The 12901-nt window shown below is 39.7% G+C and carries 12 protein-coding genes and 1 tRNA gene; 2 read left to right on the top strand and 11 right to left on the bottom strand.

The genetic code is table 11. The features are described from left to right. Nucleotides 1-45 precede the first annotated feature (45 nt). The gene (locus LC454_RS15690; protein WP_223583423.1) at nucleotides 46-678 is read right to left on the bottom strand and encodes an HAD family hydrolase; all 633 of its coding nucleotides are present in this window, start codon (nucleotides 676-678) and stop codon (nucleotides 46-48) included. Nucleotides 679-767: 89 nt separating this feature from the next. On the opposite strand from LC454_RS15690, the gene LC454_RS15685 reads away from it, so the two are divergent. Continuing rightward, nucleotides 768-841, top strand: a tRNA-Ile gene (locus tag LC454_RS15685). A 235-nt stretch (nucleotides 842-1076) separates the two neighbouring features. Here the strand turns inward: LC454_RS15685 and LC454_RS15680 are convergent. The 9 genes from LC454_RS15680 to LC454_RS15640 all read right to left on the bottom strand — a co-directional run bounded on the left by LC454_RS15680 (nucleotide 1077) and on the right by LC454_RS15640 (nucleotide 9914). Beyond that, nucleotides 1077-1529 (bottom strand): nuclear transport factor 2 family protein, encoded by a 453-nt coding sequence (locus tag LC454_RS15680; protein WP_223583422.1) that lies wholly within the window; start codon nucleotides 1527-1529, stop codon nucleotides 1077-1079. A gap of 155 nt (nucleotides 1530-1684) precedes the next feature. Then, a complete protein-coding gene (locus LC454_RS15675) occupies nucleotides 1685-5329 on the bottom strand; it encodes a M1 family aminopeptidase (protein ID WP_223583421.1) in 3645 nt (1214 codons plus the stop codon). Then, on the bottom strand, nucleotides 5322-6206 hold the full coding sequence (locus LC454_RS15670; RefSeq protein ID WP_120259130.1) for an ABC transporter ATP-binding protein: 885 nt from the start codon (nucleotides 6204-6206) through the stop codon (nucleotides 5322-5324). Before LC454_RS15670 ends, LC454_RS15675 begins: the two co-directional genes overlap by 8 nt. 191 nt (nucleotides 6207-6397) lie before the next feature. Beyond that, the gene (locus LC454_RS15665) at nucleotides 6398-6913 is read right to left on the bottom strand and encodes a GNAT family N-acetyltransferase (protein WP_223583420.1); all 516 of its coding nucleotides are present in this window, start codon (nucleotides 6911-6913) and stop codon (nucleotides 6398-6400) included. A gap of 133 nt (nucleotides 6914-7046) precedes the next feature. Further along, nucleotides 7047-8015, bottom strand: coding sequence for a dimethylarginine dimethylaminohydrolase family protein (locus LC454_RS15660; RefSeq protein ID WP_223583419.1), 969 nt, complete (start codon nucleotides 8013-8015; stop codon nucleotides 7047-7049). 69 nt (nucleotides 8016-8084) lie between these two features. Beyond that, nucleotides 8085-8471 carry a glyoxalase gene (locus LC454_RS15655; RefSeq protein ID WP_223583418.1) on the bottom strand — a complete coding sequence of 129 codons (387 nt, stop codon included), beginning with the start codon at nucleotides 8469-8471 and terminating at the stop codon, nucleotides 8085-8087. A 22-nt stretch (nucleotides 8472-8493) separates the two neighbouring features. Next, nucleotides 8494-8943: an SRPBCC family protein gene (locus LC454_RS15650; RefSeq protein ID WP_223583417.1), complete on the bottom strand. Its 450-nt coding sequence runs from the start codon at nucleotides 8941-8943 to the stop codon at nucleotides 8494-8496. Between the two features lie 107 nt (nucleotides 8944-9050). Continuing rightward, nucleotides 9051-9470 carry a DoxX family protein gene (locus tag LC454_RS15645; RefSeq protein ID WP_223583416.1) on the bottom strand — a complete coding sequence of 140 codons (420 nt, stop codon included), beginning with the start codon at nucleotides 9468-9470 and terminating at the stop codon, nucleotides 9051-9053. A gap of 21 nt (nucleotides 9471-9491) precedes the next feature. Further along, nucleotides 9492-9914 carry an SRPBCC family protein gene (locus tag LC454_RS15640; protein ID WP_223583415.1) on the bottom strand — a complete coding sequence of 141 codons (423 nt, stop codon included), beginning with the start codon at nucleotides 9912-9914 and terminating at the stop codon, nucleotides 9492-9494. 137 nt (nucleotides 9915-10051) lie between these two features. Between LC454_RS15640 and LC454_RS15635 the strand changes: the two genes are divergently transcribed. Beyond that, nucleotides 10052-11020: a GlxA family transcriptional regulator gene (locus LC454_RS15635; protein WP_223583414.1), complete on the top strand. Its 969-nt coding sequence runs from the start codon at nucleotides 10052-10054 to the stop codon at nucleotides 11018-11020. 97 nt (nucleotides 11021-11117) lie between these two features. Here LC454_RS15635 and LC454_RS15630 read toward each other — a convergent pair whose 3' ends face one another. Continuing rightward, nucleotides 11118-12875, bottom strand: coding sequence for a DUF885 domain-containing protein (locus LC454_RS15630; protein WP_223583413.1), 1758 nt, complete (start codon nucleotides 12873-12875; stop codon nucleotides 11118-11120). Nucleotides 12876-12901 lie beyond the last annotated feature (26 nt).

The raw sequence follows: 12901 nt of genomic DNA, 5'->3' as shown, positions 1-12901 counted from the left end.
ACAAAGGTACAATATTTCCATTGATTATGAAAGGAAAAATAATTTTTATAGCAGTCCAAATTCTGATAGAATCGATTGCAATGGTTTTTCCTTGGTACACAGTGCTGTATGCCAGCCCAACTGCTTTGCTGCAGCCAAATGCTGAGGGCTATCGTCAACGAACAGTGTCTCCGCAGGATTCAACTGCTGCTCCATCATCAACAATTCGAAAATCTCGGCGTCAGGTTTGCGCATGCCGACTAAATGCGAATAATAAGTTTTTTCAAAAAACCCAGCATTATCGGCCACACCATATTTTTCTTGAATATCATTCATACAATAGTCATAATGAATCGCATTATTATTACTCAACAAAAAAGTACGGTACTTATCTTTCAATTGCAACAGTAGTTCATGATATCCTTTAGGGACTCCAATCAACAGACTGTTCCAAGCTGCATCAATTTCTGTATCGGTCAATGCTGGATTTTTAGTAACCTCCCGGATTCCATCCCGAAATTCCTTAGCATCAATTTTTCCCTTATCAAAATCGTCAAAAAGTGCACTTTGACCATGATGCCCAAAAACTTCGTCAACATTTTCTATACCTAACTGAGTAAAAGCAACTTTCAACTTTACAAAGTCGATCATGAAGATTACATTCCCATAATCAAGAACAATATTTTTAATTTTTTCCATCGAATTATTTTGAAATACCGATACAAATATCGATAATTGCATCGTCAAAACAGCACAACCAATGCCGAAATTGACAAAACAAACGACCTGCTCCTATAGCTCAGTCGGTTAGAGTAGAAGACTCATAATCTTTTGGTCCCTGGTTCGAGCCCAGGTGGGAGCACAAAACAAAAAGTCGCTTTTCTGAAGAAGAAAGCGACTTTTTGTTTTAATACCCACTAAAACAGCTACTTCAATTTATTCGTTTTGGAATAGCTCCAATAGAGTTGGCCATCAAAGATAAAAGAAAGTGTATCCTTATTATTTTTTGGAAGGTATACTATCGAAAATGACACCATGATTACTTCAAGAATCCTCTTGACCAAAATCCAATCAAGAATTTAGCCTCCAACTAAATATTAGTGTTGATTGACATCATTAAACTGCCACAGGACATTTGCAATTTTCCAGACACCATTCAATTTCACAACATGGATATAATCAATCCATTCATCCGCAATTAGCTTAACAGAGGCCGTACGTACCGAAACATCGAGAAATTTCACCTCTTTCTTTGGATTAGCGGGAAATTTATCTCCATTTTTATTGTAACTCTCTGCCAGTAGAATCATGGATTCACTAGTTGTCTCACGCAAATAGTCTTTACCGGTAGCCTTATCTTTCCAAAAAGTTCGTTTCACCATCCGCGGATGTAAAGCTCGCTCCATTTGCTCAGGTTTCACCTGATGCTGCGATTCAATATAATCAAGGGCAGCTTGCTTGATCGCTACACTATCCTGTTTTGTTTGCGCCAATAAACTACAGATAAATGCTAAGAACATGACCGGGGTAAAAAGATATTTTATTCTCATTTCCGAATTGATTTACTCGTCTCACTAAATAACACAATAAGTCATTGGCTGATGATGGCAGTTAAAATCCGTAGATCCCTATTTATTATTCGCTGGATAAAACCTGTTTTTTAACTATTGAATGCTCCGTAGACTGCTTTCATCGCCTCTCCACACTAAATATCTTTTCTATTATCATCCGAGTCGATGTCAATCAGTTTGTTATACGGATCGATACCGACCTGAATGGGCTGCTGATCAACAATCAATGTCAACTTATTATTAATCTGATCAATACGATGCTTTCTCAGATAAAGCTCCTGTGGCTTTCCGTTTTTCTTATCTGTTGATTTTGAAAAAACGCCAACCTCAATATAATCCCTAAGAGGCAAAGATTTCAATGTCACCCGATCAGATTTCTTAAACACCAGTGGTTTGTTCCCTTGATCATTATAGCTCTTTTTCCCATTGGCATCCACGCGATATTTGGCCACTTCAAATTGAATATCAACTTGGTATTTCCCATTTTTTAGCTTTTTAGAACTTACGCTCTCCACCCTATTGTTATACAAAGTAATCGTTTCAAACATATCTTTGATCAGATAACGCAACGAATCAGGTGTAGCTCTTCGAAAAGAATCCACAAACTCCAATGATGTTGTATAAGGCGGGTTTTGGAAGGCCGTACTTTTCAAATACGCTTTTGCTGTCTGGTTGAAAACAGTTTCACTTAGATAATCACTCAGTGCGTACAATACCAACGACCCTTTTTGATAATGGATATACATCTGATTTTCATTGTACATCAATGGTCTTTCACCCAATGTCTCCGCCCCTCTACCTTTTAAGTAGCCATCCAGCGCATCTTTGAGAAACTTGCGCATCTGTCCCTTTCCATACCTTTTTTCCAGGACTTTCAAAGACGAATATTCAGACATACTTTCAGACATCAAAGTTGCTCCTTGCGCATTGGCACCTACCACCTGATGGGCCCACCACTGGTGGGCTATCTCGTGCGCTGTGACAGCATATGGATAATCCACCGCATCATCTTTCTTCTCATCCACATCTGCTATAAAGCCTATTGCCTCGGAAAAAGGAATGGTATTGGCAAAAGACTGCGCAAAAGTTCCGGCTGTCCGGGGAAATTCAACAATACGCAACTGCCGATGCTGATAAGGGCTATATTCCGTGGTATAATAAGCTAAAGAGGCCTTGCTCGAAGCCATCATCCGATCAAGGTTGTAAGTATGCCCTTTGTGGTAATATATCTCTAAATTGACACCATTCCATTTATCCTTTTTAATTTCATATCGAGCAGAATTAAACGCAAAGAAATTCAATATCGACGAATCCATTTTATACTGATAATATTTCCGTCCATCTTTCTCCCATTGCTTGGTCAGGTACCCCGGAGCTATGGCCAGCTGGTCTGGATCCGTGCTCACAGTCGCCTCAAACCGGACCCAATCCGCATCATTTGAGATATAATTATTCCGAAGTGCCAGTGAATCAGTGGGGGGAGCCATACGATCGCGATGAGGTAATCCGTATTTCTTGCGGATATCATTATCCACCAGTTCGCCCCGATCCAAATACCCAATGTTTGGAAACAGCATATTGTTAATAAAGGTTCCATTACCTTTGACAGGAGACTTCTCGTTAACCCAGGTATTGGAAGGGCTAGTTGTACTGAAATTTAAGACGATAGAATCTCCTGGAGCCATTGGCTTGGCCAACTTGTAGATATTGAAATTGTAAATATCATCTGCAGAGACCAACTTATTGGGAACATTGAAAGAGAAAGTATAGTCATAATCATTATAATTGACAAAAATAGAATCTATAGCGACTGCAGTCTTATTCTTTAACACATAAGAAGCTTGCGCTTTAAAACTACGCCCAGAAGGATAGATATCCATAGTAAACTTAATATCAACAACACGGGGCTGTGGCCGAAATTGATATTTTTTATACTTCTTTTCCCATTCCACAGATTGTTTTTCGTGATCCAGGCTGGTATAATAAGGGTTTTTAATATGATCTTCATAATATATCCCACTACCGATAGCAATAAAACCAACAAAACTCAGGATAAGTACGGTCATACTGCTCACTTTTACATTCGATCGTAAAATAGCCCAGCGCTCTCTTATACCAGAGAATCCACCCCTACGCCATAACAAAAGGGCTAGGGTTAGAAAAAACACAGCGAACAACAGCCAATACACCCGATAGGTTAAAAAAGGTAAGATATAGCCAAAACCGTCCATATCTGAATAATCGAGATCAGGTCCCTTGTTAAATTGATAAATCGCCTGCTCTACCCCTACAAAAGACAAAAATGGCAATCCAATAAATAGCGTTAACAAGAGAAAAAAACCAGCCAGATAGTTCTTGAAGAGCGTATGTACAAAGATGGACACAAATAGCCATACGATATTTCCCAACATACCATATACCATCAAGTGCATCATGTACTGCCCGATTTCGAAATTATAATAATGATGGTAAACCTGAAATGCCATACAGGTGAGCATTACCACCGTAAGCAGGGTTAATTGCATCAAGATGATCGCGATTATTTTGGATCCCATGAGTGCCCAGTTCGGAACGGGTGTCGCATCCAATAATCCGCCCATTCGTGTAATGCTACCGCGATGGACCAATAAACCGCTGAAGAGGAAGGTCAAGATTAACAAAAAAAACTTAAAAGTCGTACCTGGTATCATCAGCATTTTCCAGGTAACAGGATAAGTTGAGGTACCGAATATTGTACCGATTGTACTAGCCATCAAGATGATAAAAAGTACACCAACCAAAGTCAAAATCAAAAAGACTGGGTTCTTAACAATATAGCGATAATCATACCGTGCCAGTGTCCAGGTCGTTTTCAAGTAATGGGTTATTGAAAAATCGTAACCCACTTTCGGGAGGTTGATACGAAAAACGCTGTCAAAGTTATTTTTTGTCAAGCGTTTTCCTTTTTTCCCTGTCTTGATTGAGATGGAATCCTGGGAGAAAGAAAACAACAGGTAAAATACACCGATAAATAAAGCCGCTACAGCTAGCCAAATCAGTCGATTATAAATTATTGCACCAAGAAAAGGAAGATTGTTTGTATTCTTTTCTTCGGGAGACCAATATTGCGTATAATAAGAAATGGCACTATCGCCAAAAGGGTCTATCAATGCCCCTAAGTAACGATTATCGGCATTGTCAGTCAAATTTTGAATAAGCACCTGTAAAATGATAAGCACCAAAACGGCGACAAAACCGACATACACATTGCGGGTGAAGGTTACCAATACGAAAATAATGGCACTTAGAATAACCAGATTAGGAATAACCTGAATCAGATAGGTCTGAAAGTAAGCTAATGCATGTACCGGTCCCAATAAGTTTGGATTGATACCAGGAACAAACTGTGCGACAATAATACCTAGCGTGGATGCCAGTACGATTATAAGTACAACAGCAACTGATCCAAAAAACTTACCCAGTAAATAGTCTGTTTTGGTAAATGGGTAACTAAAAAGGATGGTATGTACATTATATTGAAAATCCCGGTACACACAGGCCCCCACAATTGAAGGGATCAAGAAATAGATCAATGAGGACATTCCATTAATCATCCCGTTAATCGCCCAAGGGGAATTTCTGATCGTATTGGATGACGTAGTCGCTGTGACCCCATCGAATATCCCCAGTGAGGAGAGCATGATGAACAGCGATAACGCAAAGAATAAAGCCATATAAATATAGACAGCAGCATTCTTAAACCAACGCGTAAACTCAAATTTAAAAATCGGACTAAACATGGCGCTGGTCATTTTTTAGTGCTACAAAATAAACATCTTCCAGTTGCCCTTGCGCATTGACAAAAGACTCATCTGGCTGCACATCGCTATAAACTCGGATATTGAGTGTATTATCCTGATTGTAATTGGTGGAAATAACGTTATATTTCTGGGTATACTCATCCAATTGATCGCGACTAATGATACGCACCCAGATCTTGCCTTCTAATTGTTCTATCGTTTCCTTTGGTGTCCCTCGCAATAGTATCTTACCTCCATTGAGGATCGCAAGTTCATGACATAATTCGCGTACATCATCCACAATATGTGTAGAGAAAATAACCGTATGATCGGTACCGATCTCCCGTAAAACATTCAAAAAACGATGTCTTTCAGCTGGATCCAATCCAGCAGTGGGCTCATCAACAATAATTAGTTTTGGATCATTCAATAATAATTGGGCTATTCCAAATCGCTGTTTCATCCCACCTGAATAGCCACTGACACTCTTATTACGAACATCCCAAAGATTGGTAACCTCGAGCACACGCTTGATGATCGCCTGTCGGTCGGCACTTGTTTTAATGCCTTTGAGCTTCGCAAAGTACTGCAACAAATCTGTCGCTGAAAGGTTCGGATAAACACCGAATTCCTGTGGTAGGTAACCTAAAACCTTTCGCAGTTCCATCTGCCGACCAAGCACATCAATATCACCAAAAGTAATGCGACCGCTATCTGGCTTTTGTAGTGTCGCAATAGTACGCATCAAAGATGACTTTCCCGCTCCATTTGGTCCGAGAAGACCAAACATCCCCGGTTTAATTTCCAAATTCACTTCATCAAGGGCTTTTACACCATTCGGATAGGTTTTACTGAGGCTTTCTATTGATAAGTTCATAAATAAGTTTAACTGTTAATAATTCGTTAGTATGCTAAAACGACAATTTGTTACAACAATATAACAAAAGTTCGCAAGAAAGTCCGTAGATCTATCTATTTTTCAGCGCAATATCAACTAAAAACAGTTATTGATTACATGGCTTCCACATCTAGGAAAACGGTGTAAACAAATTGGCTTGATTAAATCTCTCAAAGCTTTATCTCAAACAAACTTACGGAAGCATTGTCATAATGTGCCGGTAAGCCTGCTGTATTACGAAGCTTCTTTAATTCCAAAAAATCAAAACCACATTTCGTGTAGTGATCAATCAGTCCTTTATTCTCACCTACAGTATCCAATCGAACAAACTTCTTATTATTTGCAATAGCATATTCAATCGACCAATTCACAATAGTGTTAACAAGATTCTTACCTCTAAAATTGTGATTCGTTGCGATGCGATGGATGTAAACTGCTGGATCGTCATTTCTCTCTTCCCAAATATCAGGATCGTCGAATGTTGTCGCCCAGACACAGGCGATATCCTGACCCGCAATCATTTTCCATTGCCTATTCTCCTCCAGCTCCTGTTCGATAAGCTTCCGATCAAACTCAGGCCAATAAACCATTGATTTTGCTTTTTGAAAATCAGTTGCAATCCTATAAAACTTAAAGATCGAATCAATATCGTGAAGTGCGCTATTCTGTATCTGTAATTCCATCATTATGACTAAGCTATTTATAATAAAACTCTGCTTAAAGCATATACAAAGTTACACTCCCACTCAAAGTTGTAATGGGTACAGATCAGATACATCTTACGGTCTCAGTCCAGCCGTCCGAAAGAATAGTATCAACTTAAAATCGTCGCAATAGGGGTTGCGTACTACAGCGGAATGAGCCACCAAAACTTCTGCTGATCTGGAAGTCAACATATTCGACATGTATCCCATAAAGCGAGAGCTTATTGCCAATAGGTTTAAATACAGGATCAGTAATGTATACATTGGGGTTGATCGGCAGACCATTGGTTGCCAACTGCCCCGCCTCGCTTAGGGTAACGTTAATCTTATCCCATTGTTTTAAATGTTCCGGTATGTCGTCAAGAAATGCATCCTCACAAACAACCATTAGCCCTTCACGAATAAGTCCGAGTGCACAGTCCAAATGTAAAATATCCGGATGCAATCTTATTTCCTCGACATGATAACCATAGGGTTTGAGTAATTTTGACAACCAACGAATTCCTAAACTATTGGATGCAAGTCCAGAGTTACCAACAAATACTTGCTTGCCAAGTACCAACACATCCCCGCCCTCGATAAAAGGCCCGTGCCAGCGCGAAAGATCACCATGATCATGGATCGCAGGTTTGGGAGCGGCAACATACAGGCAATCATCTGGATAAACCTGTTGTTCAAAAATATCCCGAATCGGCAAGATTTCATTTCTTCGTTGGAGAAAACGCAAGGAACCTTCGATGACAGCATTACCGACAGTAAAAAATGGATCACGCACAAAGAAGTTGGCATAACCATCTTCAGCTCCCAGTTCTTTCTCCAAGCTTGTCAACTGACGAGGACGCAACACTTCCACCCCATATTTTTCCAGTACAGTAGCAAAATTTGCACGTTCAAGATCCCATGCTTTTTGTTGCTCAGGATACACTTCTGCGAAATCTTTTCCTGCATTTGCAACATCACTTTCAGTATCGGTATCGGGGAGAAAACGGAGATCTTCCGCTCGAACTGCTTTTGGAAATCCAAACTCTGAAACCGCCAAGATCACTTTTTGTAAAGGAGCAAACTCATTTTCTACATATACCATAACAATAAAGCTTTTTTATAATACTACTGATTTTGCCTTAACTTAACAAAAAATAAGATTTAAAAAACACTATTGAATCCCCAATATCCACCTCACGTCGAAAATATCTGTTACTTCTACCAGCTGGTCCGTCTCGTTATTTCCCAATACCGCTTGTCGCTCTGCCGCAAGCTTGGTGATAAGCTGACCACGATCAACCACATTTGCACAAGGCAAAAACACCGAAAGATAATTACCGATTTTTCGTCCATCATCATGCACCAGATCCGAGCCATAGATAACCACATTTGGGGAAGTAAGAGAGGCACTTACAATGGGCAGCTCTGCATACCCAGTTATCTTTTTATCCAGCCTGTCAAAATCTAGACTCCCGCCAAAACATGCCTGATAAAAGGTAAGCGCCTTTCTACAATTTCCCGAAAATGTGATAAAAACCCCGCTTCTTAACCGTTCCATATCCTAAAGAAATTGAATTAAACTATGCGTCTGGTATAACAGGCTCCACAAGTTTTTTCATTTTTTCCAAAGATTCCTGCCATCCCAGGTAACACATTTCTGCTGGAATAACTTCTGGAATTCCTGTTTGCTCTATTTTAAGTTCAGTACCACAGCTGACAGCACGCAAAGAAACGGTCGTTGTCATTTCTCCGGGTAAATTCGGATCATCAAAGCGGTCAACATACTTGATAAATTCATTGGGTGTAATTTCCAAATACTCTCCACCAAAGGAATGACCATTACCTGTGCCAAAATTGATAAACGTCATCTTAAATTGACCGCCTACTTTAAAATCCATCTGCTGTACAGTACAGACAAAACCATAAGGGGGTAACCAAGTAGCGTGTGCTACTGGATCCGCGAATGCGCGGAAGACTTTTTCAGGACTAGCCTGAATAACCCGATGTAAAGAAACACTATTTGTTTTCATCTCAATTGATTTTTATAATGTAAATAGATAATACTACCTTTTTGTTCTTTCTAAAAAATTTTCAATAAACCTATCCTTTCGGATGGAAATATTAGGATATCAAGACATTAGGATATCGCCGATGCGCCTGTATATGCATCCTGCTGCGAGGCACGACTTGTACCAGCTATCTTTGACCGATAGATATAAGATAACATCAGTATACCCAATACAATAAGTGGCAATAACATATAGGTTATATTTTTATCCACGCAAGCGTGACTGATAAAGGCAAATAGTAAACTAAATGTCAATCCTGCATAAGCCCATTCTTTTAATTTAGCCGGAAACTGTGGAATGGCAATGGCAATGACGCCAAGAACTTTACAGATAATAAGTGCATAGGCAAAATAATCCGGGTAACCCAAGGGTTTGGTTCCTGCATTCATATATTGCGGTGCAAATAATAATGTGCCCAGTGGCATAACGCCTTCCCAGATAACAATAAATATTGTCGCTATCCAGAAGATAATTTTATTCTTTTTCATGATGTTGGTATTTTATGGTGATTAATTTGTTGATTCAACGTGTTTTACAAAATTATTGAGAATAGCTTGCCAACCTTGCTTCTGAAATTCAGGATCATTGATCTGCTCCGCTTCGAAAGTGGTACTCATGATTGTCTTTCCATCTCTTTCGGAAAACACTGTGCTTACTGTCCTACCATCAGACATGGTGTAGGCGATTTCCTGATACAATTCAACCTTATCATAAGTTCCCTCAAAATCGAACCCAAAACTTCCATCCTTTGCTTCCATCCGATTTTTAAAAGTGCCATTCACACGCAAGTCGTTTTGACTGCTTGGACAATGCCAGCTTGGATCCGCGGCATTCCATTGCATGATATCTGCTGGCGCATTCCATTGTTGCCATACCTTTTCTACTGGTGCATTTACCGCTGCTTCTACCTTAATTTTTGATTGTCTTTCCATGATTTCTTTTTATTTATTGATTATGATATAGCAAAGATGCGAAGGATTTTAAGGGGAGGTACATTGTAAAAACGACAACTTTAGGGGTGGATTACGACAAAAACAATTTGTACCTTTATCCTATAAATCAAAAAGATATGCAAATCTCTGTTTTTGTTCCCCAATATGGTACTATTGAAGGTATTACACCAGCATTTAGAACCTTTCTTACGGCCAATGAATTTCTTTCGGCTTTTGGAAAAAAACCGATATTCAATGTTGAGTATGTAGGTCTTAGTGAATATGTACCGGCCAACAGTGGTGAGTATACCATAAAAACAAATCGTTTGCTGCAAGATGTGGAACGGACAGATCTATTAATCATACCACCGACTTTCGGAGATATTGACACCGGAATAAAGGATAATGCCGAGGCCATACCTTATTTTAGAAAACTCCATTTAAAAGGTACCCGCCTGGCTAGCTTATGTGTAGGAGCTTTCCTCTTAGCTGAAACGGGTTTATTAAATGGTAAAAAATGCTCAACCCATTGGGCCTATGTGAGCGAATTCAAGGAAAAATACCCTGAAATAGAAGTCGAAGATGGGGCTGTTATTACAGAAAACGATAATATTTACAGCAGTGGTGGCGCCAGCAGTCTGTGGAATTTGATACTATATCTTGTCGAAAAATTTTCCGACCGTGAAACGGCAGTTATGATCGCCAAATATTTTGCATTGGATATCAGCCGTGACAGCCAGTCCCAATTTGCGATATTCCGCGGCCAACGAAATCACGAAGACCTGGATATCCAGAAAGCACAGGACTACATTGAACTGAAGTATGAGGAAAAAATTACTGTCGAAGATTTAGCCAATTTTGTTAATATTGGCCGCCGAACTTTTGAACGAAGGTTTAAAGAAGCAACAAATAATACACCCGTGGAGTATATCCAGCGTGTACGCATAGAGGCAGCAAAGAAATTTTTTGAAGCTTCAAGGAAGAACGTTTCCCAAGTGATGTATGATGTCGGATACACAGATACAAAAGCATTTCGGGATATTTTCAAAAAAATAACAGGCCTTACGCCTATAGAGTATCGAAACAAATTTGCTAAAGTCGCTTAAGAGAGAAAGACTTATTAACAAAAATTAGCTGTATAGCATAACAATAAAATCAGAAAGCCACCGATATCAGGTGGCTTTCTAATGCAGTTTCTTATACCTATTTTTTCAGCATCATTTCCCGGATATATTTTACGGGCGAATTACCGAAGCTCAGAAATTTCTCATTGAAGGCTTTCAGCTTAAATTGAGCACCCTCCTCCTTTTTCACAGCTTCTCTTAAATCATAGATTTCTTTATATCCCGTAAAATAAGATGTTAGTTGTACGCTACTAACAGATACCCTTTTCCATTTCCCGGCGGCCTCTGCCTGTTGCTGAAACGCTTCATCAACCAATAAATGCATAGCATCCTTTTCACTCATATTCTTCACGTGCACACTATAGTCCAAAATAGCATTACATACAGTACGTAGATGCCATTTATACCACATCAACCACATTTCAGGTGCGTTATCGCCATAGCCATTTTCTAACATCATCTGCTCGGTATATACAGCCCAGCCTTCGATCATGGCTCCATTACCCAAAACACTCTTGATTAGGCTAGGCGACTGGTTGGCATAGACCAACTGCGTATAATGCCCAGGAATAGCCTCGTGAATATTCAAAATCTGCAAAATATAGTGATTATATTCCCGCAGATAGCTTTCTGAAGCTTCTTTAGTCCATCCCGCAAGACTTCCAACATTGTAATATGTATTCCCACCTTTATCATAGGGCCCCGGAGCACTGATAGACGCTCCAGCTACACCGGCCATATAAGCAGGTTCTTTCCGTACGACCAAAGGTTTGCTATCATCTATGTACAGGAGATCTTTCTTTTTCACAAATACTACCAATTTTGGTATCTGCGCTTCAATGGCCGATTGAAATTCATCTGCTTTGACGTGATTGACAGACAAGGTATCAATCATCTTGCGAATCAGCACCAAACTATCTGTGGGCTGTACCGCCTTTCCAAAATACTTTGGCCACAGGTCCTTACTGATTTTATACATTTCGCCATGTAAATAGCTCTTGCGTGCCATTGCAGCATCGTAGATCTGTCCAGCAGTAGACCCCGACTGGATATCAAACTTGAACTTTTGATCGTATAGCTCCTGCCCCAATCTAAAGCTTCGTGGCGATGGATTCGGATTCGTTTTTAAAAATGTTACAAATCCATTGATCGCCTTTACAGCCTGATCGGCTTTCGCTTGAATAGCAGCTTTTTCAGTCGCTGGAAGACTAGATTTTTTCAAGGAATCACGCAGATCCGTTTCAAACACAGATAATCCGCCCAAATTCTGTTGTACAGCTAGATCTGTTAATACCAACGCTGGATTCTTAATCTGTCCTTTCGCAGCCTCATAATAAGCTGGAATTTGTGCCATCCGTTGTTCAATAGCGTGAAGACGATCATGCAATGGAGCATAATTCTCAGCCAACATAAAGGCGATAGTTCCACTTACATTGTAGGATGAAGGATTCCATTCGTAAGAACGCTCTTTCTCGATTGACCATACATTAGATTCCAGGTAATTCTGAATCAGGTGGTAATCTGTCTGTTGTGAGAGATTCAGCTCGTTCAGATCAAAACTTTTCAATTGATCTAAATGTTGCTTAGAAAATTCCAAACGTAAAGCCCTGCTTTTGGCATCGGGAATCGTTAGCAGCGAATCGTATCGATGAAAACCCACCTGTGTAGCCCATTCTGGATTTTCTTTCCAGAGCTGTTCGATGAATCGATCTTCATAAGCTTTAAAATTGGCATTCGAAGTTGTATCCGCAAGGGCTTTTTTTGTATTGGACCCCGACCCACAGGAAGCCAGGATTCCCAAACCCAGGACAGTGAATGTATATGTTATCAGTTTCATTGGAGTAATTTGATTAAAAATAACAA

The sequence above is a fragment of the Sphingobacterium sp. GVS05A genome (assembly GCF_019969845.1).
GTDB lineage: Bacteria > Bacteroidota > Bacteroidia > Sphingobacteriales > Sphingobacteriaceae > Sphingobacterium.
The sequence above is the reverse complement of the archived record's forward strand: the minus strand, read 5'-3'. Positions and strand labels throughout refer to the sequence as shown.